The organism is Corynebacterium suedekumii (assembly GCF_030252185.1).
GTDB classification, from domain to species: Bacteria; Actinomycetota; Actinomycetes; order Mycobacteriales; family Mycobacteriaceae; genus Corynebacterium; species Corynebacterium suedekumii.
In genome coordinates this window covers 2143651-2169406 of record NZ_CP126970.1, presented here as the reverse complement: position 1 = coordinate 2169406, position 25756 = coordinate 2143651, and the positions used below count along the sequence as shown (strand labels likewise).

Annotated in this window: 21 protein-coding genes, 2 pseudogenes and 1 riboswitch; of the genes and pseudogenes, 15 read left to right on the top strand and 8 right to left on the bottom strand. The window is 68.7% G+C overall.

Translation table 11 applies throughout. The annotated features are described in order from the left end of the window. Nucleotides 1–4 precede the first annotated feature (4 nt). Nucleotides 5–715 (top strand): type 1 glutamine amidotransferase domain-containing protein, encoded by a 711-nt coding sequence (locus QP029_RS10870; RefSeq protein WP_284874312.1) that lies wholly within the window; start codon nucleotides 5–7, stop codon nucleotides 713–715. On the opposite strand, the gene QP029_RS10865 is transcribed toward QP029_RS10870, so the two are convergent. Both QP029_RS10865 and QP029_RS10860 read right to left on the bottom strand, forming a co-directional pair. Continuing rightward, nucleotides 703–1203, bottom strand: a complete 501-nt coding sequence (locus QP029_RS10865; protein ID WP_284874311.1) for an SRPBCC domain-containing protein — start codon at nucleotides 1201–1203, stop codon at nucleotides 703–705. The genes QP029_RS10870 and QP029_RS10865 overlap by 13 nt on opposite strands. Nucleotides 1204–1239: 36 nt before the next feature. After that, nucleotides 1240–2532: an SAM-dependent methyltransferase gene (locus QP029_RS10860; RefSeq protein WP_284874310.1), complete on the bottom strand. Its 1293-nt coding sequence runs from the start codon at nucleotides 2530–2532 to the stop codon at nucleotides 1240–1242. 175 nt (nucleotides 2533–2707) lie between these two features. Between QP029_RS10860 and QP029_RS10855 the strand changes: the two genes are divergently transcribed. From QP029_RS10855 to QP029_RS10825, 6 genes and pseudogenes are all read left to right on the top strand, one after another. Further along, nucleotides 2708–4129, top strand: coding sequence for an NAD(P)/FAD-dependent oxidoreductase (locus QP029_RS10855; protein ID WP_284874309.1), 1422 nt, complete (start codon nucleotides 2708–2710; stop codon nucleotides 4127–4129). 305 nt (nucleotides 4130–4434) lie between these two features. Further along, nucleotides 4435–6537, top strand: coding sequence for a pyruvate formate lyase family protein (locus QP029_RS10850; RefSeq protein ID WP_284874308.1), 2103 nt, complete (start codon nucleotides 4435–4437; stop codon nucleotides 6535–6537). A gap of 50 nt (nucleotides 6538–6587) precedes the next feature. Then, complete coding sequence (gene grcA2 / locus QP029_RS10845) at nucleotides 6588–6839, top strand: autonomous glycyl radical cofactor GrcA2 (protein WP_284874307.1); 252 nt, start codon at nucleotides 6588–6590, stop codon at nucleotides 6837–6839. Next, nucleotides 6840–7706 (top strand): pyruvate formate-lyase-activating protein, encoded by an 867-nt coding sequence (gene pflA, locus QP029_RS10840; protein WP_284874306.1) that lies wholly within the window; start codon nucleotides 6840–6842, stop codon nucleotides 7704–7706. Nucleotides 7707–7728: 22 nt separating this feature from the next. Further along, nucleotides 7729–7828, top strand: a riboswitch (TPP riboswitch). Further along, nucleotides 7810–8531 (top strand): annotated as a pseudogene (gene thiM, locus QP029_RS10835) (hydroxyethylthiazole kinase). Its footprint overlaps the riboswitch before it by 19 nt. Nucleotides 8532–8539: 8 nt before the next feature. Next, nucleotides 8540–10698: pseudogene (locus QP029_RS10825) on the top strand (bifunctional hydroxymethylpyrimidine kinase/phosphomethylpyrimidine kinase). A gap of 8 nt (nucleotides 10699–10706) precedes the next feature. On the opposite strand, the gene QP029_RS10820 reads toward QP029_RS10825, so the two are convergent. Next, nucleotides 10707–11300: a class I SAM-dependent methyltransferase gene (locus tag QP029_RS10820; RefSeq protein ID WP_284874303.1), complete on the bottom strand. Its 594-nt coding sequence runs from the start codon at nucleotides 11298–11300 to the stop codon at nucleotides 10707–10709. 11 nt (nucleotides 11301–11311) lie between these two features. On the opposite strand from QP029_RS10820, the gene corA reads away from it, so the two are divergent. Next, a complete protein-coding gene (gene corA / locus QP029_RS10815; protein WP_432418679.1) occupies nucleotides 11312–12433 on the top strand; it encodes a magnesium/cobalt transporter CorA in 1122 nt (373 codons plus the stop codon). Nucleotides 12434–12456: 23 nt separating this feature from the next. Further along, nucleotides 12457–13620: a saccharopine dehydrogenase family protein gene (locus tag QP029_RS10810; protein WP_284874301.1), complete on the top strand. Its 1164-nt coding sequence runs from the start codon at nucleotides 12457–12459 to the stop codon at nucleotides 13618–13620. Here QP029_RS10810 and QP029_RS10805 read toward each other — a convergent pair. After that, nucleotides 13617–14081 (bottom strand): PaaI family thioesterase, encoded by a 465-nt coding sequence (locus tag QP029_RS10805; protein ID WP_284874300.1) that lies wholly within the window; start codon nucleotides 14079–14081, stop codon nucleotides 13617–13619. The genes QP029_RS10810 and QP029_RS10805 overlap by 4 nt on opposite strands. A 175-nt stretch (nucleotides 14082–14256) precedes the next feature. On the opposite strand from QP029_RS10805, the gene gndA reads away from it, so the two are divergent. Then, nucleotides 14257–15663, top strand: a complete 1407-nt coding sequence (gndA, locus tag QP029_RS10800) for an NADP-dependent phosphogluconate dehydrogenase (protein WP_284874299.1) — start codon at nucleotides 14257–14259, stop codon at nucleotides 15661–15663. 81 nt (nucleotides 15664–15744) lie between these two features. On the opposite strand, the gene QP029_RS10795 is transcribed toward gndA, so the two are convergent. Beyond that, the gene (locus tag QP029_RS10795; RefSeq protein ID WP_284874298.1) at nucleotides 15745–17259 is read right to left on the bottom strand and encodes a DASS family sodium-coupled anion symporter; all 1515 of its coding nucleotides are present in this window, start codon (nucleotides 17257–17259) and stop codon (nucleotides 15745–15747) included. 153 nt (nucleotides 17260–17412) lie between these two features. Here QP029_RS10795 and QP029_RS10790 point away from each other — a divergent pair, with 153 nt between their 5' ends. The 5 genes from QP029_RS10790 to QP029_RS10770 are packed head-to-tail and all read left to right on the top strand — an operon-like array spanning nucleotide 17413 to nucleotide 23493. Continuing rightward, nucleotides 17413–18762 (top strand): DEAD/DEAH box helicase, encoded by a 1350-nt coding sequence (locus tag QP029_RS10790; protein ID WP_284874297.1) that lies wholly within the window; start codon nucleotides 17413–17415, stop codon nucleotides 18760–18762. 21 nt (nucleotides 18763–18783) lie between these two features. Further along, entirely contained in the window at nucleotides 18784–20178 is a 1395-nt protein-coding gene (locus tag QP029_RS10785) for a hemolysin family protein (RefSeq protein ID WP_284874296.1), read from the top strand. Further along, entirely contained in the window at nucleotides 20175–21227 is a 1053-nt protein-coding gene (locus tag QP029_RS10780; RefSeq protein WP_284874295.1) for a hemolysin family protein, read from the top strand. Before QP029_RS10785 ends, QP029_RS10780 begins: the two co-directional genes overlap by 4 nt. After that, on the top strand, nucleotides 21220–22089 hold the full coding sequence (locus QP029_RS10775) for a 3-methyladenine DNA glycosylase (RefSeq protein WP_284874294.1): 870 nt from the start codon (nucleotides 21220–21222) through the stop codon (nucleotides 22087–22089). Before QP029_RS10780 ends, QP029_RS10775 begins: the two co-directional genes overlap by 8 nt. 27 nt (nucleotides 22090–22116) lie before the next feature. Further along, the gene (locus QP029_RS10770; RefSeq protein WP_284874293.1) at nucleotides 22117–23493 is read left to right on the top strand and encodes a hypothetical protein; all 1377 of its coding nucleotides are present in this window, start codon (nucleotides 22117–22119) and stop codon (nucleotides 23491–23493) included. 183 nt (nucleotides 23494–23676) lie between these two features. Here QP029_RS10770 and QP029_RS10765 read toward each other — a convergent pair whose 3' ends face one another. The 3 genes from QP029_RS10765 to ftsR all read right to left on the bottom strand — a co-directional run bounded on the left by QP029_RS10765 (nucleotide 23677) and on the right by ftsR (nucleotide 25720). Next, nucleotides 23677–24222, bottom strand: coding sequence for a MerR family transcriptional regulator (locus QP029_RS10765; RefSeq protein ID WP_284874292.1), 546 nt, complete (start codon nucleotides 24220–24222; stop codon nucleotides 23677–23679). 122 nt (nucleotides 24223–24344) lie between these two features. Next, nucleotides 24345–24974, bottom strand: coding sequence for a bifunctional nuclease family protein (locus QP029_RS10760; protein ID WP_284874291.1), 630 nt, complete (start codon nucleotides 24972–24974; stop codon nucleotides 24345–24347). After that, on the bottom strand, nucleotides 24971–25720 hold the full coding sequence (gene ftsR / locus QP029_RS10755) for a transcriptional regulator FtsR (protein ID WP_284874290.1): 750 nt from the start codon (nucleotides 25718–25720) through the stop codon (nucleotides 24971–24973). Before ftsR ends, QP029_RS10760 begins: the two co-directional genes overlap by 4 nt. Nucleotides 25721–25756 lie beyond the last annotated feature (36 nt).

Sequence of the window (25756 nt, the reverse complement as noted above, 5' to 3'; positions counted from 1 at the left end):
TCTCATGACTTCTGTACTCATGGTTCTCACCGCCGCCGCCCACTGGACCCTCAAGGACGGTTCCACCCACCCCACCGGTTTCTGGGCGGAGGAGTTCCTCGTGCCCTACCGGGTGTTCAGCGACGCCGGCTGGGACATCACGGTGGCCACCCCGGGAGGGGTCCGGCCGACGGTCGATGAAACCAGCCTCGGGGTGATGGGTGGTCTCCCCCACACCAATCGTCGTCGCCGGGAGGAGCTGGAGCGCCTGGCCCCGGTCCTCGATCACCCGGCCAGCCTGGGGGAGGTCGCAGGGCGCGAGTTTGACGTGGTCTTCTACCCCGGTGGCCACGGGCCGATGGAGGATCTGGCCTATGACGCCACTTCCGCGGGCATCCTCACCGCCCAGCTCGAGTCGGGCCGACCGGTGGCGCTGCTGTGTCACTCCCCTGCCGCCGTGGTGGCCACCGCCGATGATGCGGGCCGGACGCCGTTCGCCGGTTACCGCATGACCGGGCTGTCCAACCGGGAGGAACTGGGCACCCCGGCGGCGAGGAAGGCGACGTGGCTGCTGGAGGACAAGCTCATCGAGCTGGGGATCAACTACGACCGCAACCCGGTCCCCTTCCGCCCGCACGTGGTCCGGGACCGCAACGTGTACTCGGGCCAGAACCCGCAGTCCTCGGAGGATCTCGCCCGGCTCATCGTTGCCGAGGTCAACTCTCAGCCGGAGTAGTGCCCGGTGAGGGCCGGGTGGAACTCGGCCCAGTCGACGGTGTCGGGGTCCCCACCGTCAAGGGCGACGGCGAGCCGCTCGAGGTAGTACTCCCAGCCCGGCCCGAGATCACCGGTGGGCTCGGTCATGCCGGTGAGGTCGTGGTCGAACTCGATCCGGGTGGAGTCCTCGGGCCCGGGTGACAGGGAGACGGCGAGCTGCCAGGCGGCGCCTCCGGGGCCGGCGACGGCTACCGACAGCAGGTGATGCCGGTCATCGCACCGGCGGATGGTCACCGGGCCCGGATGATCCGGCGCCTCGACCATCGTCAGTTCCACTTCCCCACTGGCCGGATCACCGGTGAAGGTGCCGTACCAGCGGCCGAGGAGATCGGAGTCGGTGAGGTGCCGCCACACTGTGGCCGGCGGGTGCGGGAGGCTGCGGATGAGGAGGAGTCGTCTACCGTCCGGGGTGGTCTCCACCCGGCCGTGGGGCTGCCGTGTCGTCATGGGGCCAGCGTAGACGGCCAACAGTTACCCTGCCGCTCAGCGACGGCCCCGGCGGTTGCGGTGGGTGAGGGTGAGTTGGACGGCGTCGAGCATGCCCAGTCGGAACAGGGCCTGGCGGAGTGCGAACTGGTAGTCCCACAGGCGGCGGAAGACCACGTCGAATCCGGCGGCGGCGGCTTCTCGGGCGTGGGCGTCGAACAGCGAGTGCTGCATGGCCAGCGACAGTGCGGTATGGCTGCCCAGGTGTGTCTGTCCCACGACGCGGAGGCCGGATTCGCGGTCGACGAGGCGGTGGATGTCGGTGGCGGTGGGGTAGTCCAGGTCGGGCCAGATGTAGGCGCGCAATGCCTCGACGGCAGCCCGGCCGGAGGGGGTCATCGCGTCAGTGGCCACGACGGTCTGCAGGCCGATGTTGCCTCCGACGGTGAGCAGCCGGTCGAAGCCACGCACGAGGGCGACGCGGTCGCGGGGGGCGAGGACGTGGAACTTGTCCACGCTGACGATGGCGTCGAAACGCCCGCGGACGTCGCGGGGTCCGGGAACGGGATGGTCGATGACCTGGGTGCTCACCGAATCGTCGACACCGGCGAGCGTGAGGCGCTCCCCCACGACGTGGGCCTGCTCCGGGTCCGCGGTGAGCGTGTCGACGGTCGCCCGCCGCGCCGAGGCGCCGATCGCCACCGCACCCCCGGTGCTGGGGAACTCCAGCAGGTGGGTGCCGGCGGTGACCCGGGCGGCGTCGAGAAGCATCGTGACGGCGCGGGCCTGCGCGTCGCCCAGGTCGTCGCGTTCGGCGCTGGTCGGTTCGGAAATGGTGGTCAGGTCGATGAAGTGGGTGTCCGGCCCGCGCCCGCCGGGGACGTGGGAGGGCACGGCGGTGCGGACCGTGGTGGGCACACCGGTGGCGAAGACCCCGCCGAACGCGCTCATCCCGTCGCCGGAACTCAGCCGCACCAGTTCCGTGGGCAGTTCCCCGCCCGTGTAGGCACCGAGGGACCGTCCCCGCGGCAGTCCCGCGCGCGGCCGGTAACCGGTGGCGAGCAGGGCGGCGAGAACGTCGACGAGATCGTCGGCGTGCCACTCCCCCGCCAGATAACTCTCGGCCAGTCCCAGCCAGCCGGCCACGGCGAGGCGGGCGAACAGTCCCTCGTGTTCGACGACGAGGTCCGGTTCACCGGTCGGATCCAGATCGAGCCCCGCGGCGTCACAGGCGCGGGCGAAGGCGGCCTCGGCGAGGCGGGCACGCACGCTGACCAGGCGACCGGCGGGGACGGTGGCGACGCCGGGCCAGGCGTCGGCGTCGATGGCCGACGATCGGGGATGTCTCACAACCGGACATGCTAACCCCCCGCCGGAGTGGAATCCCGCAGGCGCGTCCGAGTCGATCCCGGAAACCGGGGTTACCGGTGAGGGCACCCTGTCCCCGCGCGCGGTGCTCGAGGCCCCGACGGTCTACGATTGGTGAAAGTTGAAGCCCGAAGTGACAAGTTGAGGAAACCAATTCATGACCATCACCCCTTTCCGTCCTGAGAGTGGCCGTCACCATGTCGTCATCATCGGCTCCGGTTTCGGTGGCCTGTTCGCGGCCAAGGAACTGAAGAACGCCGACGTCGACGTCACCATCATCGACCGCACCAACCACCACCTCTTCCAGCCGCTGCTGTACCAGGTGGCCACCGGCATCCTCTCCTCCGGCGAGATCGCCCCGTCCACCCGCCAGGTCCTCAAGGACCAGGAGAACGTCAACGTGGTCAAGGCGGAGGTGACCGACATCGACGTGGAGAAGCGTCTGGTCACCACCTCCCTCGGCGCCTATGACCGGGTCTTCGAGTACGACTCGCTCATTGTCGCCGCGGGTGCCTCCCAGTCCTACTTCGGCAACGACCACTTCGCCGAGCACGCCCCGGGCATGAAGACCATCGACGACGCCCTGGAGATCCGCGCCCGCGTCGTCGGCGCCTTCGAGCGCGCCGAGCTGGCCAAGGACGCCGCGCAGCGCGAGCGCCTGCTCACCTTCGTCATCGTCGGTGCCGGCCCCACCGGTGTGGAGCTGGCCGGCCAGCTCGCCGAGCTGGCTCACCGCACCCTCGTCGGCGAGTACTCCAACTTCTCCACCTCCGCCGCGAAGATCATCCTGCTCGACGGCGCGCCGCAGGTGCTGCCGCCCTTCGGCAAGCGTCTCGGCCGCAACGCCCAGCGCGAGCTCGAGCGCCTCGGCGTCGACGTGCGCCTCAACGCGATGGTCACCGACGTCAACGACAAGACCGTCACCTACAAGAACTCCACCGACGACTCCGAGACCACCATCGAGGCGTTCACCAAGATCTGGTCCGCCGGTGTCGCGGCCTCCCCGCTGGGCAAGCTCATCGCCGACCAGACCGGTGCCGAGATCGACCGTGCCGGCCGCGTCCAGGTCAACCCGGACCTCACCGTCGGTGAGCTGAAGAACGTCTTCGTCATCGGCGACATGATGAACTACCAGAACCTCCCCGGCGTGGCCCAGACCGCCATCCAGGGTGGCCAGTACGCCGCCGAGCTCATCGCCGACGAGATCGCCGGCCGCTCCACCCCGGAGCAGCGCGAGCCCTTCGAGTACTTCGACAAGGGTTCCATGGCCATCGTCTCCCGCTTCAACGCCGTGGTGAAGATGGGCAAGGTCGAGGTGACCGGCTTCGTCGGCTGGGTCCTGTGGCTGGCCGTCCACGTCCTGTTCCTCGTCGGCTTCCGCAACCGCCTGGTCTCCATGCTCAACTGGGGCCTCAACAGCGTGTCGCGTACCCGCTACAACCTGGCCACCACCCGCCAGCAGCTGCATTCGCGCACCGCGCTGATGAAGCTGTCGCAGTTCACCTCCGAGATCGAGGGTGACACCCCCATCGAGCTGCGCGACACCACCAAGTTCACCGGCAAGAAGCAGCTCCGCTGACTTCTCCCCCGCTGATCTGATCCTCCCCGACTCGGCTCCACCGTCATGTGGTGCCGGGTCGGGTGATTCCGGGCCTGGAACGGCCCGAAAGCTGGTCAAAGATCACACCTATACACCGGATCGTTACCGTCCGGGCGCTGGCAGATTGTGGTCAGACCACTTATACTGGGCGCATACGTGGCGCAGGAGCTTCGCCGTCGCGTCGCCGGGTCACAGCGCCGGCGGTGCGGAAGTAAAGCAGCCGGGAGCTTGACGTGCCACCGCACCCCGTTCACCACCGACGAACACCCTGAGAGGTTCCACCCGTGACCACTGCCACCACACCGCAGGCCGACGCCACCAACGCCTGGGAGGGTTTCCAGGACGGCCCCTGGCTCGAGTCCATCGACGTCCGCGACTTCATCGCCCGCAACTTCACCCCCTACACCGGGGACGCCTCGTTCCTGGCCGGGCCGACCGAGAAGACCCTGCGCACCTGGCAGCACCTGGAGGACAACTACCTGTCGGTGGAGCGCCAGCGCCGGGTGTTCGACGTGGACACCGACACCCCGGCCGACATCGACGCCTTCGGCCCCGGCTTCATCTCCGACGACGATGACGTCATCGTCGGCCTGCAGACGGACACCCCCCTCAAGCGCGCGATGATGCCCTACGGCGGCTGGCGCATGGTGGAGACCGCGATCCGCGAGTCGGGCCGGGAGCCGAACGAGGACATGAAGAAGATCTTCACCCGTTACCGCAAGACCCACAACGACGCGGTCTTCGACATCTACACCCCGCGCATCCGGGCCGCCCGCTCCTCCCACATCATCACCGGCCTGCCCGACGCCTACGGCCGCGGCCGCATCATCGGCGACTACCGCCGTGTCGCCCTCTACGGCGTCGACCGCCTCATCGCCGACAAGGAGGCCGCGAAGCACGCCGCCGGCCCCCAGGGTTTCTCCGAGCACTGGGCCCGCTTCCGCGAGGAGCATGCCGAGCAGATCAAGGCACTGAAGAAGCTCAAGGCGATGGCCGCCGACTACGGCTTCGACATCTCCGGCCCGGCCACCACCGCCCAGGAGGCCGTGCAGTGGACCTACTTCGGCTACCTCGGTGCCGTGAAGTCCCAGGACGGCGCCGCCATGTCCTTCGGCCGCCTGTCCTCCTTCTTCGACATCTACATCGAGCGTGATCTGCAGGCCGGCCGCATCGACGAGTCCTTCGCCCAGGAGCTCATCGACGCCCTGGTGATCAAGCTGCGCATCGTCCGCTTCCTGCGCACCGAGGACTACGACCAGATCTTCTCCGGCGACCCCTACTGGGCCACCTGGTCCGACGCCGGCTTCATGTCCGACGGCCGCCCCCAGGTGACCAAGACGTCCTTCCGCCTGCTGCAGACCCTGCGCAACCTGGGCCCCGCCCCGGAGCCGAACATCACCATCTTCTGGGACGATCAGCTGCCGGAGGGCTACAAGGAGTTCTGCGCCGCCATCTCCATCGAGACCTCGTCCATCCAGTACGAGTCGGACAAGCAGATCCGCGAGCGCTGGGGCGACGACTCCGCCATCGCCTGTTGTGTCTCGCCCATGGCCGTGGGCAAGCAGATGCAGTTCTTCGGCGCCCGCGTCAACGCCGCCAAGTCCCTGCTCTACGCCATCAACGGCGGCCGCGACGAGATGACCGGCAAGCAGATCACCAGGGAAGGCCAGTTCACCCCCATCGAGGGCGACGGACCGCTCGACTTCGACGAGGTGTGGACCAAGTACGAGGAGATGCTCGACTGGGTCGTCGGCACCTACGTCGAGGCGCTCAACATCATCCACTGGTGCCACGACAAGTACGCCTACGAGGCCATCGAGATGGCCCTGCACGACTCGGACATCGTCCGCTCCATGGGCTGCGGCATCGCCGGTCTGTCCATCGTCGCCGACTCCCTGTCCGCCATCAGGTACGCCAAGGTCACCCCCGTGCGCGACGACTCGGGGCTCATCGTCGACTACATCACCGAGGGTGAGTTCCCCACCTACGGCAACGACGACGACCGGGCCGACGACATCGCCGCCACCATCGTCCACACCGTCATGGCCAAGATCAAGGAGATCCCTATGTACCGGGACGCCATCCCGACCCAGTCGGTGCTGACGATCACCTCCAACGTGGTCTACGGCAAGGCCACCGGAAACTTCCCCTCCGGCCACCGCGCGGGTACCCCCTTCGCCCCGGGCGCAAACCCGGAGAACGGCGCCGACAACCACGGCATGGTCGCCTCCATGCTCTCGGTGGGCAAGCTCGACTACCACGACGCCCTCGACGGCATCTCCCTGACCAACACCATCACCCCGTCCGGACTCGGCCGCACGAAGGACGAGCAGGTGACCAACCTGGTCGGCATCCTCGACGCCGGCTTCATCATGGACGAGAACTGACCCACCCCAAACCCCGGAACCAACCCCGAATCACCCGAGGAGCACATCACATGTCCACCAAGACCTTCGACGAGCGCATGGCCGACATGAAGGCCAACCGCACCGCCCACAACATGGAGTCCGGTCTCTACCACGCCAACATCAACGTCCTCGACCAGTCGACGCTGGAGGATGCGATGGAGCACCCGGAGAACTACCCCAATCTCACGGTGCGGGTGTCCGGCTACGCCGTCAACTTCGTCAAACTGACCAGGGAACAGCAGGCCGACGTCATCTCCCGTACCTTCCACCACGGGGCGTAGATGGCCTCCACTGACGGCATCACCGGCGTCGTCCAGCTGACCCCGGAACTCGGCGAACGGGTCCGGGGTGTGGCCGGCGGCATCGGTGGCACCGCCGAAGACCTCACCCGCCCGGAGCTCATGGCGGCCCGCCACACCGGTGACGTCGCCCTGGTGCACTCCTGGGAGATGGTCACCGCCGTCGACGGCCCCGGCACCCGGATGACGCTGTTCCTCTCCGGCTGCCCGCTGCGCTGCCAGTTCTGCCACAACCCGGACACGATGGAGATGCGCACCGGCACCCTCGAGAAGGTCGAGGACGTGGTCACACGCATCCGCCGCTACAAGCGGGTCTTCGGCGCCTCCGGCGGCGGACTGACCATCTCCGGCGGCGAGCCGTTGTTCCAGATCGCCTTCACCCGTCGGGTGCTGCAGGAGGTCCATGACGCCGGCATCCACACCGCGATCGACACCTCCGGCTATCTCGGGGCCCGGCTCACGGATGAGGACCTGGCCAACATCGACCTGGTCCTGCTGGACATCAAGTCCGGCGACGAGGAGACCTACACGGAGGTCACGACCCGGGAGCTGCAGCCGACGATCGACTTCGGCGACCGGCTCGCCGCCGCCGGCAAGCCGGTGTGGGTGCGCTTTGTCCTCGTCCCCGGGTTGACCGACGCGACGGAGAACGTGGAGAGTGTCGCGGACATCGTCGCCCGCTGGCCCAACGTCGAACGAGTGGAGGTCCTGCCCTTCCACAACATGGGCGCGGACAAGTGGCGTGAGCTGGGAATGAACTACCGGCTCGCCGACACGAAGCCGCCGACGGCGGAGTCCCTGGCCGCCACCCGCGATATCTTCCGCTCGCGGGGGATCACCACCTACTGACCCGCGTTCTGCTACTGTCTGCCGTTACGACATGGGGTGCGCGCTTCGACAGCGCGCTGAGATCACACCCATTGAACCTGCTCTAGCTTGTACTAGCGAAGGGATTGTCATGGCAGTTTTCCGTGCGCTCAGCGCACTCCGGGAGGCGACTCCCCTGGTCCAGTGTCTGACCAATTCGGTGGTCATGGAGACCACCGCCAATGTCCTCCTCGCCGCCGGCGCCTCGCCCGCGATGGTGGACACGCTCGAGGAATCCGCGGAGTTCGCGGCGATAGCCAGCGGTGTCCTCATCAACGCGGGCACCCCCTCCGCCGAGCGCTACGCCGGGATGCGGGAAGCCGTGCGCGGGGCCACCGCGGCCGGCACCCCCTGGGTCGTCGATCCCGTCGGTGCCGGCGGGCTGGCACACCGCACGCGGTTCCTGCTCTCGCTTGTCGACGCCTCCCCCACCGCCGTCCGCGGCAACGCCTCGGAGATCACGGCCCTGGCCGGCCTGGGGGCCGGCGGGCGGGGCGTGGATGCCACCGAGACCGTGGCCGACGCGCTGCCCGCCGCCCGGGCACTGGTCGAGCAGACCGGTGGGGTCGTTGCCGTGTCCGGCGACGTCGACGCTCCCTCGGGGCGCTGACGGCCGCCTACCTCTCCGTCGAGGGTGTCGACGACCATGACGCGGTGCTGGCCGCCCACGCCCATGTCGGCGCCGCCGGGCAGCTCGCCGCCCACCGGTCCAACGGACCGGGCAGCTTCGCGGTCGCCTGGCTCGACGCCCTCGCCGAGGTCGACGATGCCCGGATCGCCGAGCTGGTCAGCGTGGAGGAGGCATGAGCGGAGCAATGGGCACGGTGGACTGGAGCCTGTACCTGGTCACCGACCCCGTGCTCGGCGGCGGGCCGGACCGCGTCGTCGACATCGCCACCCGGGCAGTGGCCGGCGGGGCGACCGTGGTCCAGCTGCGCGACAAACACGCCACCGACGCCGAGGTCGAGGCGACCGCGGCGGCCCTGCTCGATGCGGTGGACGTGCCGGTGTTCCTCAATGACCGCGTCGAGGTGGCCCGCCGACTGCGCTGCCACCTGCACATCGGCCAGATCGACATCCCCTTCCCCCGGGCCCGGGCGCTCCTGCGGGATGACCAGATGATCGGCCTGTCCGTCGGCTCGGACACCGAACTCGACGCCGTCATCGCCCTCGATGGCCGGGGCCCGGACGTCATCGGCATCGGCCCCGCCTTCGACACCACCACCAAGGCCAACGCCCCGGCCGGCCTCGGGGTCGAGCGCGTTCACGCCCTCGCCGACCGGGCCCGCACCGCCGACCTGCCCTCCGTGGCCATCGGCGGCATCGACGCCGACCGGGCCGGACTGTTCACCGACACCGCCGTCGACGGCATCTGTGTCGTCTCCGCCATCATGGCCGCCGCCGATCCCGCCGCGGCTGCCAGGGACCTCAAGGAGGCCTACACCCGATGATCCCCCGCATTCTCTCCATTGCCGGCACCGATCCCACCGGCGGGGCCGGCATCCAGGCCGACCTCAAGTCCATCACCGCCGCCGGCGGCTACGGCATGAGTGCGGTCACCGCGCTGGTGTCCCAGAACACCCGGGGTGTCCGCGCCGTCCACACCCCGCCGCGGGAGTTCCTCGCCGAACAGCTGGCGGCCGTGTTCGAGGACGTGGCCGTCGACGCGGTGAAGATCGGCATGCTCGGCGACGCCGACACCGTCGCCGTCGTCACCGATGCGCTGGCCGCCTACGGTGGCACCATTCCGGTGGTGCTCGACCCCGTCATGGTCGCCAGCTCCGGCGACCGGCTCCTCGACGAGAACGCCGAACAGGCCGTCCGCGAGCTGGTCCACCGCGTCGACGTGGTCACCCCCAACCTCCGGGAACTGGCCGTGCTCACCGGGCAGAAGACGGCACAGGACTTCGAGTCCGCCGCGACCCAGGCCGTTGACCTCGCCCGGCACTTTGACGTCACCGTGATTGTCAAAGGTGGCCACCTGACCGGACCCGTCGCCGACAACGCCGTCGTACACCCGGACGGGCAGGTCCACCGGGTGCCCAGCCCGCGGATCGACACGACCAACACCCACGGCACCGGCTGTTCCCTCTCCTCCGCCCTGGCCACCCGGCTGGCGCTCGGCGAACCTGTCGAACGGGCCCTGGCATGGGCCACCCGCTGGCTCCATGAGGCGATCACCCACGCCGATGACTTGAACGTCGGTGACGGCAACGGACCCGTCGATCACGGGCACCGCGCCCGACGCCTCGAACGGGCCGCGTCCACGCGACCCTGGCCGCATCTGCGCGGCGACATGCCCACCACCCCGGCACCCGTTCCGCGGCTGACCCCCGCCGGGCCACACACCGCCGCACTGTGGGAACGCACCGGCCAGGTGTGGGCCGAGATCATGGCGCTGCCGTTCATCCGGGGGCTGCGCGACGGTTCGCTGCGGAACGCCGACTTCGCCTTCTACCTTGACCAGGACGCCCAGTACCCCAGCAGGTACTCCCGCGCGCTGGCGCTACTGTCCGCCGCGGCCCCGGATCATGAGGGCCAGGTCGCGTGGACCGCTGGCGCCCTCGAATGCGTCGTCGTCGAGGCGGAACTGCACCGCGACTGGCTCAACGGACAGGAACTGGCGGTGAGCTCCCCGTCGCCGGTGACGATGGCCTACACCGACTTCCTCATCGCATCCGTCGCGGTGGAGGACTACGTCGTGGGCACCGCCGCCGTGCTGCCCTGCTACTGGCTCTACGCCGAAATCGGGCTCGACCTGGCGGCCGACAATCATCCGGGGCACCCGTACCACGCCTGGCTCAGCACCTACGCGGGGGAGGATTTCCTCGCCGGGGCACAGGCCGCCATCCAACGGGTGGAAACCGCCCTCGACCAGGCGTCGCCGTTGCAGCGGGAGGCGGCCACCCGGGCCTACCTCACCGCGTGCGTCCATGAGCGGGAGTTCTTCGACCAGGCCGACCGGGCCTGGTGACGGGCAGGTCACCCGTCGGCGTCGTTGCGGAAGATGGCCACGAGGAAGTCAGAGTCCGCCGTGAACGGGTGCAGATCCCAGGACTCGAAGACGTTCTCCAGCTCCAGGCCGACGCGCTCGGCGGTGGCGATGAAGTCGTCGAAGCCCCACCCGCGGCCCGCGCCGAATCCGACGACGAAACGCCCGTCCGCGGCGAGTGAGCCGGCGATGTTGCGCAGGGCGGCCTCCCGGCCCTCCGGGGCGAGGAAGCCCATGACGTTGCCGGCACTGACGGCCACATCGACGTCGCTGACCGGGACGGGGTCGACGGACAGGTCCCCGACCTCCCACCGGGCGTCCGGGTGGTCGCGCCGGGCATGCTCGATGAGGACCGGGTCGATGTCGGTGCCCACGACGTCATGGCCGCGGGCGGTGAGGTAACCGCCGAGGCGGCCGGTGCCGCAGCCGGCGTCGAGGATGCGTGCGGCGCGGGGCGAGAGGGCGTCGACAAGCCGGGCCTCGCCGTCGATGTCCTCCCCCTGCTCCGCCATCATCCTCCATCGGCGGGCATAGTTCTCCGAGTGGGCGGGATTGGCGGCGGTGACTTCTTTCCAGGTGGGCATGCCTTCAGTTTATGCTGATGGGGTTCCCTTCCCGGCCACCCAGGAGTCAGACCATCGTGCAGACACCGTTCGACCGCACCCGTCCCTCCCGGCCGAAACGACCGGAGCCACGCACCACCTCGCGGATCTCGGTACCGGTCGAGCGGGCCATCGACCACTGCCGGGTGGTCACCGACGGCCGGCGACGCCCCGGCGAGTACACGCTGTCCTCGGCACTGGCGGAGGTGCGGGAAGCCGACAACGGGTTCGTGTGGCTCGGGTTGTGCGAACCAGATGAGACGCAGATGGCCAAGGTCGCCGCGGAGTTCGGGATCCACGACCTCATCGTCGAGGACGCCGTCACCGCCCACCAGCGACCGAAGGTGGAGCGGTATGACGACCAGCTCTTCCTCGTCGTCCGCTCCGTCCGCTACGACGCGGAGGCCTCCGAACAGAATTCCCGGGAGATCATCTCCACCGGTGAGGTGCAGATGCTCGTCGGCCCCGACTTCATCATCACCATCCGCCACGGCGCCGATCTTCCCGAACTGTCCACGGTCCTCGACGACAACCCCACCCTCATCGCCATGGGGCCAGCCGCGCTCGCCTGGCGGGTCGCCGACCACCTCGTCGACGAGTACGGCCGCATCGCCGTCGCCCTGGAGGAGGTCGTGGACTCCCTCGAGGAGCGCGTATTCACCCCCGGCACCCGCTTCACCATCGAGGAGATCTACCTGTACAAACGAGAGATCCTGGAGATGCGGCACTCCACCGACCCGCTCGCCCCCGCGCTGCGGTCGCTGATCACCGACAACAAGGACATCCTGGGCAAACAGCTGCGCAGCTACTTCCGCGACGTCCTCGACCACGAGATGAGTGTGCGCGACCAGATCGCCTCCTACGACGAACGCCTCTCCGCCCTCATCGACGCCTCCGCCGCCAAGATCTCGCTGCAGCAGAACACCGACATGCGCACCATCTCCGCGGTCGTCGGCATGGTCGCCGCCCCCACCCTCATCGCCGGCATCTACGGGATGAACTTCGACCACATGCCCGAACTGCACTGGGAGTACGGCTACTTCGCGGCCCTCGGGGTCATGGCCGCCCTCGTCGCGCTGATGTGGTGGTGGTTCCGCCGCAACAACTGGCTGTAGACCTGTCCCGGTAGCCTGGCCGTATGCGTGACTTCGACATCATCGTCCACGGCGCCACCGGCTTCGTCGGCAGGCTCACTGCGGCTCAGCTGGCCGCCGCCCACCCCGACCTGACCATCGCGTTGTCGGGACGCTCGGAGTCCAGGCTGGCCGAGGTGCAGCGTGCCCACGCCCCGTCAGCTGCGCTCCTCGTCGCCGATTCCCTCGACCCGGCCGACATGGCCTCCCTGGCGGCACGCGCCCGGGTCATCATCTCCTGCGTCGGCCCCTACTCCCGACTCGGCGGTGAACTGGTGGCCGCGTGCGCCGACGCCGGCACCCACTACGTCGACCTGTGCGGTGAGGCCCCCTTCATCCGCCGGATGATCGACGAGCACCAGGACCGGGCCACCGAGACGGGTGCCCGGATCGTCCACTCCTGTGGCTTCGACTCCGTCCCCTCCGACATGGGGGCGTTCGCGCTCCTGGAGCACGCAGGTGAGCCGTTGACCAGGGACACCATGGTCGTCGAGGAGCTGCGTGGGGGTCTGTCCGGCGGCACCATCGACTCCATGCGGGAGGTCTCCGCCGCGGCCCGCCGGGACCGGTCGGTCGCCCGCAACCTGCACCACCCCTACTCCCTGTCCCCCACGCCGTCGGAGGAACCGCGGGTCGAGGGCCTGGAGAAGGACTTCCGCATCAGGCGCCTCGATGACGGCCGCTGGTCCGGCCCGTTTTTCATGTCGATGTTCAACACCCGCATCGTCCGCCGCTCCAGTTCACTTCGGGACGCGCGTTTCCTCTATCGGGAATGCTGGGCCACCGGCCGCGGGCCGGTCGGACGGGTGAAGGCCTACGCACTCGCCGGGATAACGGCGGCCCTGTTCGCCGTCGCCCAGAAACCCTTCTTCCAGCGGTTCATCCCCCAGCCCGGTGAGGGACCGTCCGAGAAGCAACGCGCGAAGGGCCACTTCCGGTTCACCCACCACGGGACCGGCGAATCAGGCCGGGAGTACTCGTGCACCGTCGCGGCCCAGGGCGATCCCGGTTACGACGTCACCGCCATGATGCTCAGCGAGGCCGCGGTGACCCTGCTTGAGAACACCGCCCTGCCCGACACCGCCGGCATCCTCACCCCCTCCACGGGCCTGGGTTCCGCCTACCTCGAGCGGCTCCGGGCCGGTGGGATGACCCTCGCCTGCGACTAACGCCTCGCCATGACCATCGTGCGCAGGGTGCTCCGGGCGACCAGCCTGCCCTCGTTGCGCATGAGCACCTCCCACAGCTGGGTGCGCCCGCCGAGCTGGATCGGGGTTGCCTTGGCCTCGATGACTCCGTCGCGGACGGCCTCGATGAAGTCGGTGTCATTGTTGACTCCGACGACCGGGGCGCCGGCGGCGGCCACCCCGGCGATGCTGCCGACGGATTCGGCCAGGGCGCAGAAGACGCCGCCGTTGACCAGGCCGACGGGCTGGAGCAGGTGTGCTGTCACCTCGATCCGGGCGCGCACCCGCCCGTCCGCGACCTGGAGGTAGTCGATGCCGAGGTGCCGGTCGAACCCGCCGTTCCGGCTGTTGAGGGCGTTGAGGGTGTCGGCGTCCAGGGCGGAACGGGTGCCGGCGAGGGCGAAGAGGTGGGCGAAGTCGAAGCCTTCTGAGGTGGTGCTCATGGATCCCGATGCTAGTCGTCGACCTCCGCGGCGCCTGCAACAAATGGAAAGATACTATCTTTATTGGGCGTCCGCTGTCGTGGGAGCGGTGTGCGTCGCTAAGCTTAGGCACCATGAGCACCCCTGAATCCGCACCGGAATCCTCGCCCAGATCGGCGTCGTTGGCCTCGCCGTCATGGGCTCCAACCTCGCCCGCAATTTCGCCCACAAGGGCCACACCGTGGCCGTGTTCAACCGCAGCCCCGAGAAGACCCGCGCGCTCATGACCGCGCACGGCGACGAGGGCACCTTCATCCCCTCCGAGACCATCGAGGACTTCGTCGCCTCCCTCGAACGCCCCCGCAAGGCGATCATCATGGTCCAGGCCGGCCCGGCCACTGACGCGGTGATCAACCAGCTCGCCGACGCCATGGAGGACGGTGACATCATCATCGACGGCGGCAACGCCCTCTACACCGACACTGTCCGCCGCGAGAAGGAGATGGCCGAGCGCAACCGCCACTTCGTGGGCGCCGGCATCTCCGGCGGCGAGGAGGGTGCTCTCAACGGCCCGTCCATCATGCCGGGCGGCCCGAAGGAGTCCTGGGAGACCCTCGGCCCGCTGTTGGAGTCCATCGCCGCCAACGTCGACGGCACCCCGTGCGTGACCCACATCGGCCCGGACGGTGCCGGCCACTTCGTCAAGATGGTCCACAACGGCATCGAGTACGCCGACATGCAGGTCATCGGTGAGGCCTACCAGCTGCTGCGCTACGGCGCCGGCATCGAGCCCGCCGAGCTCGTGGACGTGTTCACGACCTGGAACAAGGGCGACCTGGACTCCTACCTCATCGAGATCACCGCCGAGGTGCTCGCACAGGTCGACGCCGAGACCGGCAAGCCGCTGCTCGATGTCATCGTCGACGCCGCCGGCCAGAAGGGCACCGGCCGCTGGACCGTCAAGGCCGCCCTCGACCTGGGCATCCCGGTCACCGCCATCGGCGAGGCCGTCTTCGCCCGGGCCCTGTCCTCCTCCCTCGACCAGCGCGAGGCCGCCCAGGGTGTGCTCCCGGCCGGCGACCTGGCCACCTTCGAGTCCCTCGGCATCGACCGCGAGCAGTTCGTCGAGGACGTCCGTCGTGCGCTCTACGCCTCCAAGCTCGTGGCCTACGCCCAGGGCTTCGACGAGATCAAGGCCGGCTCCGACGAGAACAACTGGGACGTCGACCCCCGCGACCTGGCCACCATCTGGCGCGGCGGCTGCATCATTCGCGCGAAGTTCCTCAACCGCATCGTCGAGGCCTACGACAACGACCCGGCCTTGCCGTCGCTGCTGCTCGACCCGTACTTCAAGGGTGAGCTCGAGGGGCTGATCGACTCCTGGCGTCGGGTCATCATCGTGGCCACCCAGCTGGGTCTGCCGGTGCCGGTGTTCGCCTCCTCGCTGTCCTACTACGACAGCCTGCGCGCCGAGCGCCTGCCCGCCGCCCTCATCCAGGGCCAGCGCGACTTCTTCGGCGCCCACACCTACGGCCGCGTGGACAAGCCCGGCGGCATGTTCCACACCCTGTGGTCCGGTGACCGCACGGAGATCCCCTCCTAGCACCCGGACATCAGCACCGCCCCTCCCGCACCGTTTCCGGTGCGCGAGGGGCGGTGTGCGTTTCAGCCGTTACAGCAGCCGTCACACCAGGCCCAGCCACTGCCAGTAGGTGGCGGACAGCAGGAGGATGAGCAGGTAACCGACGATCGTCAGCGGGATGCCGGTCTTGATGAACTGCTTGGCACTGAAGGTGCCCGTGCCGTAGGCGAGCATGTTCTGCGGCGCGGAGACCGGGAGCAGGAAGCCGAAGCTGATGACGAACTGCTGGATGAGCACGAACCCGAGTCCGCCGTCCGGGTTGGGCAGCGAGAAGGCGAGCGCGATGTAGACGGGGATCAGGGCCGAGGCGAGCGCAGTGGCGGAGGCGAAGCCGAGGTGGATGACGATGGTGAACACGGAGACCAGGGCGATCGTCGCCACGAGGGGGAACTGGTCCAGGCCGAGGGAGCCGAAAATGCGGTTGGACAGCCACGCGGCGGCGCCGGTGTTGAGCAGCAGCGAACCCAGCGAGATGCCGATGGCGAAGACGATGAGGGTGCCCCAGTTGACCAGGGGTTCCAGCTTCTTCCAGCTGTAGACGCCCACCTTGGGAAGCAGCAGGAATCCGATGGCGATGATGGTGATGGTCGACGAGTCGATCGGGTGGAGCACACCCTCGGTCGCCCACATGAGCAGCAGCAGGATGGACACGGTGATCAGTCGCTTCTCCGGCCCGCTCATCGGTCCCAGGTCCGCCAGCTGCTTCTCGACGGTCGCCCGTCCCCCCTTGATGACGTCCACCTCCGGCGTGATGGCGGCCCGCATGACGAAGAACAGGGCGATCGACATGAGCACCGACCAGGGCGCGGCCCAGAGGAACCACTGGCCCCAGGAGACCGTCACGCCGAGGGACTCCTCGATGAAGCCGACGGCCACCATGTTCTGCGCGGCGGCGGTCTTGATGCCCACGTTCCAGATGGAGATGGACTGGGCGGCGGTGATGACCAGCAGGGCGGCGAGGTTGGAGCGCTTGGCCATGCCGAAGGCGGCGACCATACCCAGGAGGATGGGCACGACGGCGCCGGCGCGGGCGGTGGCGGAGGGGACGAAGAAGGCCAGCAGCGTGGAGATGACGATGGTGCCGATGAGCACGTTCGACGTCTTCTCGCCGGAGACCTTGAGCACGTGCAGGGCGATGCGCTTGTGCAGGCCGGTGGCCTGCATGGCCGCCGCGAGCATGAGGGCGGCGGCGACCAGGGCCACCGCGGACGTCGAGAAGCCGCCGAGGGCGGTGCCGAGCGCGCCCGAGGTGCCCATGATCTCCCCCGGCGCCTCCGGGTCAGGTGAGAGGCCGATGAGCAGGGCGACGAGCACGATGATGATCATGGCGCTGACGGGGTAGGACACCGCCTCGGTCACCCACATGATGACGGCGAAGGCGAGGATGCCGAGGGCGATCTGGCCGTGCCAGCTCAGGTCGTCGCCGAGCGGCAGGAAGAGCACGACGGCGAGGGCGACGAAGGAGAGGACGAACCAGAGGGGCTTGAGGGTTCGCGACTTTCCGGGTGGGGTGGCCGGGTCGGCGGGGGCGGTGATGGTGCTGGCGGCGGTGGTCACCGGGAACAACTCCGATCATGGATGGACAGAATGGTACTTTCATTCTATCGAGTGACTTGAACGTTCCAACGACCCGTCGGGCGAGGTTCGTCACACTCCCCGCGCCCACGGCTGATGCCGGTCAGCGGGCCGGCAGGGACTACAGTGAAGCCAATGACAACGTTCAAGGATCTCGGCCTTCCCCTGCCCATCGTGCGCGAACTTCAGCGACAGGGGATCACCGAGCCCTTCCCCATCCAGGCCGCCGCCATCCCGGACGCCCTGGCCGGCCGTGACGTCCTCGGCCGCGGCCCCACCGGCTCCGGCAAGACCTTCACCTTCGGCTTGCCCATGCTCACGCGCCTGGCCGAATCCGGCTCCTCCCGCCCCGGCCACCCGCGCGCCCTCGTGCTCACCCCAACCCGCGAGCTCGCCTCCCAGGTCCGGGAGCGTCTCGACGCCCCCGCCAACGCCCTCGGCCTGCGCCTGCTCGACGTCGTCGGCGGCGTCAACATCAACCGCCACATCCGTTCCCTGGCTGCCCCGGTCGACCTGCTCGTCGCCACCCCGGGCCGCGCCCAGGACCTCATCAACCAGGGCAAGCTCTTCTTCGACGACATCGACGTCGTCGCCCTCGACGAGGCCGACCAGATGGCCGACATGGGCTTCCTCCCCCAGGTGCGCAAGCTCATGGACCTGACCCCGCGCACCGGCCAGCGCCTGCTGTTCTCCGCCACGCTCGACGGTGACGTGCAGAAGCTCATCGACCGCTACCTCACCGACCCGGTCACCCACTCCACCGCCCCGGTGCAGGCCAGCGTGGACACCATGACCCACTACCGCCTCCTCGTCGGCGACCGCGACGAGCGCGCCGAGGTCATCCTGCGCATCGGCGCCCGCGAGGGCAAGACCATCATGTTCATGCGCACCAAGCACGGCGTGGACCGCCAGGTGAAGAAGCTGCGCCGCGTCGGCGTCAACGCCGCCGGCCTGCACGGTGACAAGGGCCAGTCCACCCGCACCAACGCGCTGGCCGGCTTCGCCGACGGCTCCGTCCCCGTCCTCGTGGCCACCGACATCGCCGCCCGCGGCATCGACATCAACGACGTCTCACTCGTCGTCCACGTCGACCCCCCGGCCGAGCACAAGGCCTACCTCCACCGCGCCGGTCGCACCGCCCGCGCCGGCACCTCCGGCACCGTGGTCACCCTCGTCATGGATGAACAACGCAAGGAGGTGGAGACCCTCATGCGCAAGGCCGGCGTCGACGCCAAGGAGGTCCGCGTCACCGCCGACTCGGACGCCCTGACCAAGATCACCGGCGCCCGGGTCCCCTCCGGCACCCCGCTGACCCCGCCCGGCCAGCAGCAGACCCGACGCACCTCCCCGGGACAGGGCCAGCGTCGCGGCGGTCCGCAGGGGCAACGCTCCCGCTCCGGGCGCGGGGGTCGCTCCGGTTCCGGCTCCGGCGGCTCCGGTGGTCGGCGCGGCGGCTCCTCCGGCGGGCGCCGACGCTCCTCCTAGCATCGATCTCATGGAACGCACATGGACATAGCAATCAGCATCATCTCCCTGATCGGATTCGTGGCACTGACCGCCTCGACCGGCCTGTTCGTGGCCATCGAGTTCGCCCTCACCGGTCTGGAGCGCTCGACCGTGGACAACCACGTCCGCGACAAAGGTGACCGCAGCGCGCACGCCGTGCAGCGCGACTACCAGAACCTCTCCTTTGTGCTCTCGGGTGCCCAGCTGGGCATCACCGTGACCACGCTGGCCACCGGTTTCCTCGCCGAACCGATCCTCGCCCGCTACTTCACTCCCCTGCTCGGGCTGTTCGGGCTCACGGAGTCGGCGTCCTCGGCGGTGGCGCTCGTGCTGGCGCTCATCGTGGCGACGTTCCTGTCGATGGTCTTCGGCGAGCTGGTGCCCAAGAACATCGCCATCACCACCCCGTTGCACACCGCGCGCGTCGTCGTCCACCCGGTCAACGTGTTCAACGTGGTGTTCAAGTGGTTCATCGTTCTGATGAACCGGTCGGCCAACTGGGTGGTCCGCAAGCTCGGTTTCGAACCGGCCGACGAGCTGGCCTCCGCCCGCTCCTCCCAGGAGCTGGGCACCCTGGTGCGCAACTCCGCCGAGCACGGTGGCCTGGACGCCAACACCGCCCGGGTGCTGGACCGGTCCCTGCAGTTCGGTGACGCCATCGCCACGGAGTTCATGACCCCGCGCTCCACGATCGACTCCCTCGGTGTCGACGACACCGTCGCCGACCTCATCGCCCTGGCCCTGGAGTCGGGCCACTCCCGCTTCCCCGTCGTCCGGGGCGACCTCGACGACACCGCCGGGGTGGTGCACATCAAGGACGCGTTCTCCGTGCCCCGTCACCTGCGGTCGACGACCACCCTCGGCTCGCTGGCCCGCCCCGTCCCGGTCGTGCCCGACACCCTCGACGGTGACGCCGTGCTCAACGCCGTACGCAACGCCGGTTCCCAGGTCGTGCTCGTCGCCGACGAGTACGGCGGCACCGCCGGACTGGTCACCATCGAGGACGTCGTGGAGGAGATCCTCGGCGAGGTCTACGACGAACACGACGACGCCGAGGCAGAACGTGACTTCCAGGCCTTCGGTTCCTCCTGGGAGGTCTCCGGCCTGGTACGCATCGACGAGCTGGCCCAGCGGGTCGGTTACTCCGCGCCCTCCGGCCCGTATGAGACCCTCGGCGGTCTGGTCATGGCCCAGCTGGGCCGGATCCCGCGCGTCGGTGACACCCTGGTCCTCCCCGAGGCCGACAACCCCGCCCGCGCGGAGTTCGCCTCCGGTGTCGACGCCCGCTGGGTCGCCCGGGTCACCGTGATGGAGGACCGTCGCGTGGACAAGGTCATCCTCACCCCCGTCAGCGACGAGGACGCGAAGAACCACGTGCCGGGGGTCGAGAAGTGAACATCGCCACCACCATCCTGCTCATCGCCGGGCTGCTGGCCGCCAACGCCTTCTTCGTCGCCTCCGAGTTCGCGCTGATCTCCTCCCGCCGTGACCGCATCGAGTCCCTCATCGCCCAGGGCCGCACCGCCGCCCGCAAGGTCCTCTACGCCACCGAGCACCTGTCGATCATGCTCGCCGGCGCCCAGTTCGGCATCACCATCTGCTCGCTCATCCTGGGCAAGGTCGCCGAGCCGGCGGTCGCCCACTTCATCGAGGGTCCCTTCCTCGCGCTCGGCATGCCCGAGAATCTGCTTCACCCGATCTCCTTCGTCATCGCCCTGGCGTTCATCACCTTCCTGCACATCCTCTTCGGTGAGATGGTGCCCAAGAACATCGCCATCGCCGGCCCGGAGACCCTGGCCATGTGGCTGACCCCGGCGATGATCTGGTGGGTGCGCATCACCCGGCCGCTCATCGAGTTCATGAACTGGATCGCCCGGATCACCCTCCGCGCGTTCGGCATCGAGCAGAAGGACGAGCTCGACAGCACCGTCGACGAGGCGCAGCTCGCGTTCATGATCCGCGAGTCCCGCGCCGAAGGCCTGCTCGACGCCGAGGAGACCCTGCGTCTGTCGAAGGCGCTGCGCTCGGAGAAGCGCAGCCTCAAGGAGGTGATGATCCCGCTCGACCGGGTCCGCTCCCTCACCCTCGGCCGCCGCGGAGTCCCCCTCGATGACCTGGAGAGGGCGGTGGTGGAGACCGGCTACTCCCGCTTCCCCGTGACCGGGCCGGAGGACGCGTTCCTCGGTTACATCCACGTCAAGGACGTCCTCGACATGCTCGCCGCCACCGCTGGTGACGAGTTCATCCCCCGTTCGGAGATCCGGCCGCTGACCATCGTCGACGGCTCCGGCACCATGGACGAGGCCCTGCGTAAGCTCCACCGCCGCTCCGCTCACATGGCCCAGGTCCGCGACCGGGGCGAACTCCTCGGTGTGATCACCCTCGAGGATCTCATCGAGGAGTACGTCGGCACCGTCAACGACTGGACCCACGAGGATGACTGAGCTGCTGGCACGTTCCGACTGGGAGCGGCGGATGACGGCGCATGAGGCCCGCGCCGATGAGCTGACCCGCGCCCACCTCGACCGTCGCCGACGCCACGAGAAGCACCCCGTCTACGACTTCCTCTTCGAGTACTACCCCATCCGCCCAGCGCACCTGCGGCGCTGGCACCCCGGAGTCGGCATCCGCCTCGAGGGCACCTCCCCGCACCTGCAGTGGCGTGACTACACGCTTGTCGACGCCACCCACACCACCGTCGATCTCCCCACACTGTGGGATCGGCGCGGCGACACCTTCCGCTACATCCGCCATCTGCTGGCCCGCACGAACACCAACCCGGCCCACTTCGACTGCTTCGGGCTTCACGAGTGGGCCATGGTCTACCGCACCGATGCGCCGCGCCACGATCTGCCCCTGCGGTTGGGGCGGGCGGGAAGCGACGCGGTCGTCGAGAAGCACCGCCTGCGGTGCACCCACATCGACGCCTACCGCTTCTTCACCGAACCCGCCCGCCCCCTCAACCTCACCGTCCTCGACCGGGCGGGCCAGCCCGACAGCGACCAGGCCGGCTGCGTCCACGCGACCATGGACTTATACAAGTGGGCCGGAAAACTCGGGCCGATCGTGCCGGGCGAGCTGTTCCTGGACACCTTCGAGCTCGCCGTCGACGCCCGTGTCCTCGACATGGAGGCCTCCCCGTACGACTGTCGTGCCTACGGTGTCGGGGTCGTGGCGATCGAGACGCCGGAGGGCAAGGCCGAGTACGTCTCCCGGCAACGGGACCTCGCCGAACGCGGAACCGTGCTGCGTGACCGGCTTGTCGCGCTCATCGACGTCGCCGAAGCCACTACACTGACGTCCTAACATCCGGCGTCAGGGAGGTTCACGCACGTGGGTCGTCATTCCAGTGGCAAGCAGAACTACTCAGTCTCCGGCGGTGTCATCCTCGCGACCGTCGCCGTCCTCGCCCTCATCGCCGTCCTCATCTGGTGGTTCGGCCTGCGCTCGGAGGCCGAACAGCAGGACGCCGACGCCGCCGGCGAGTGCATCCAGGGTGACCTGGCCCTCCCCGTCGCGGAGACCATCGACGGTGTGGCCGAGCCCATGATCGGTCAGTGGAATGAATCCGACCCCATCGTCCGTGACCACTGTGTCACCGCCGAGCTGGTGTCCTCCCCCGCCGAGGCCGCCGTGGTCATCGGACCTGACTCCCCCACCACCGACGACGCGCTCGGTGATCGCACCGTCTCCTCCTCCCCGGCTGTCGAGGTTCTCGAGGCGGGCCTGGTCAACGGCTCCGACGACACCGCGGCCGGAGACGTGACCTATCCCGTCGCTTCCGATCCCGATGTCGCCGTCGCCGTCGCCACGGCCCTCGCAGGTGATGCCGCTCCCGACCTCCTCTCCCGCGACCGTTCCCACTCTTTCGACCTCGACTCCGATTCACCGCAGGCTGCCCGCCAGGCACTCGCCGCCAGCAGTGATGACTTCACCCCGGTCGACAATGCCGAGGTGGTCCTCCACGCCCACATCCTCAATCCCGCCGGAGAGATCACCGAGGAACAGACCCGCGCGGCCGCCGAGTTCGCCGAGGCCTTCGACGCCACCGCGGAGATCCCGGACACTGTGCCCGAGCGAAGCGCCGCCTGGGCCGCCGTCGACGGGGACTCCGGGTCGGAGGACCCCGCCCCGCAGGGGTCGACGGAGCCCGTTGACACGCTGCTGCTTTTCGACACCTCCGACAACACCAACGCCGACTTCGGCGACGGCACGATCCACACCGTCGGCGCCGACGCCCTGGCTGCCCTGGCCACAGCCCTCGGGGACGAGGGACAGCAGGTGGCCCTGTGGAACTACTCCTCCCCGCTCAACCCGGGGGTGACCAACGGCTGGCGGCGCAACATCAGCTTCACCGACGCCGCCGAGTCCGCCGCCGCCGTCCAGCGCTTCGGCACCGGCGGAGTCCCGCAGTCCCGTTCCGCGCTCGTCGCCGCCACCGCGGCGGCCGCTGAGCAGGCCCGCGCCACCGGCGAACCGGCCCGGGTGCTGCTGCTGACCACCGGCACCGCCCAGGACATGGACGACGCCGCCTTCACCTCCGCCCTCGACCAGGCAGTCGGCGACGCCGAGGTGGAGATCTCCGTGGTCCACGTCGGTGACGGGCAGCCGGACTCCGTCCTGGCGGACCGCGCCGACGACTCCGAGACCGTCACCGACGCCGCGGATCTGGAATCCACGCTGCGTTCTGTTGCGGGCCTGGAGGACTGACCTACCTCGCTGCACGTCGTGCCCGCTGCCGGGGAGTCCAGTGACTTCCGTGAGCTGGCCGGCGGGAACGCGGCCGTTCCGTGCTGCATTCCCCGACACCGGCAGGCGGGCAGGAAAAAACCGCCTCCCCGTCTCCGGCCCGTGAGCTGGCCGGCGGAGGGAAGGCGGTGACGTGAAGGCCGTTTAAGAGGTTTTGCGGGTACGACGGGCCGCGAGTTCGTCCATGCCAATGACCTCGGCGCCGATCTCCTCGTCGATGCGCTCGGAGGGGAAGGAGGCGATGGTGCCGGTCAGTTCCTTCATGATGCCGGGCACGGCGATGCCGAACACGCCCTGGCCGCCGCCCAGGAGGTCGATGACCTCGTCGGCGGAACGGCACTCGTAGACGGTGGTGCCGTCGGAGACGAGGGTGATCTCAGCGATGTCATTGGCACCACGGTCGCGCAGCTTCTCCACCGCCAGGCGGATGTTCTGCAGGGAGATGCCGGTGTCGAGCAGACGCTTGACGATCTTCAGAACGAGGATGTCGCGGAACGAGTAGAGCCGCTGGGAGCCGGAGCCGCGGGCACCACGGATCGAGGGGACGACCAGCTTGGTGCGGGCCCAGTAGTCGAGCTGGCGGTAGGTGATGCCGGCCACCTGGCAGGCGATGGGCACACGGTAGCCCACCTCTTCGCCGGGACCGAGGTCGAAGAGGGATTCCTGGACGGGGTGGTCGGTGTTGCTCACGTAATTACTCCCATGGGGTTTGGACGAGCGCCCTATGCGTCATTTAATGCCAAGGTTAGAGCAACGTCAAGACACAACTCGGCAACACGCCGTAACTCTAAGCCTCAACTTGAAGCTTAGAGTTACTTTTCCCCATTGTCATCTTTAGTCACGCCGGTGTCATTGTCCCCACCAGTGTCAGGGCCGCCCGGGGAGTCCTCGTCAAAGAAGTCGGCCTCGGACATGCCGAGCGACCGCATCATCTCCTCGAAGTCGGCGTCCGCCTGGGCGTCACCCGACGCGGAGAGCTCCGCCTCCCCCGATTCCCGCGCGTCCGCCCCGAAACGCAGATCGAAGTACTCCTCGAGCACGTCATCGGAGACGAAGAAGGAGGCCTGCTGGAGCACGTCCTCCTCGACCTTGAGGTCGACCTCGAGTGCGCGGGCGAGCTTGATGGCGTCGGACGGGCGTGCGTCGACCTCCTCTCCGTCGTTGAACACGATGGAGGCGATAAACACACCCTCGAAGTGGCTGATGATGTTGACCCCTGAGACTCCGCTGGTCATGCGGGTGATCAGATCGCTCATGATGTCCTGCGACCCGGGGCGACGAGGCGTGTAGCCGCTGTCGCGGACGTCGATGTCGGCGGCCGAGATGGGCGACAGCCAGATCGGGAGGATGCGGTTCTGCTCGGCCCAGCGCAGGAGCACGCAGCTGAACTGTTCGGGGCCGACGGTGTGGACGCCGTGGTACTCGACGGGGATCAGGGTCATGAATCCAGCTCGTCGCGCAGGGCGTTCTTCACCAGGCTGGCGTGGAGGGAGACGACCAGCGCGGACATCTGCTGCCCCATCTCCTCGGCGCGTGCCTTGGCGCTGTCACCGCGGGAGCGGGCGACCGGGGTGACAGCCTGGCTGATCATGTCGGCCTGCCGACGGGCGGTGTTGCGCAGGGACTTGAGGTGGCGGGCGTCGAACCCGAAGCCCTTGAGCGCTTCTGCCGTGGTGGCGATGCGGACGTCGTCGGCGGTGAAGAAGCCGGCGTCGTCGGGGGTGATGAGTCCGGCGTCGAGAAGTTCGGCGACCAGTTCGAGGCCCACACCGGCCTGGGCGGCGACATCGGAGTCGGTGAGGCGGGTGGCCACCGGCGCCCGGAAGTTCTCCGGGGAGACGATCGGCTCAGCCTCACCCGCGGTGAGGATGGCGGCGACGGCGCCGGAGTCCATGGCGTCGAGCTGCTCGCGAATGACCTTCAGCGGCAGGTAGTTGTCGCGCTGCGTGACCAGGATGTACCGCAGTCGCTGCACATCGTCACCGGTGAAGCGCCGGTACCCCGATGCGGTGCGCTGCGGGGTGATCAGCCCCTCGGACTCGAGGAAGCGGATCTTGGAGACGGTGACGTCCGGGAATTCCGGGGTCAGCTGCTCCAGGACCTTGCCGATGGACAGGGTCCGGGCAGAGGTCCTCGGGGTACTGGTCGGGACGGACCGGACGGCCGCCGACTTACGGACTGCACTCACTGCGCTGTGTGTTTCCCTCTTGCTACGGGGTGAATA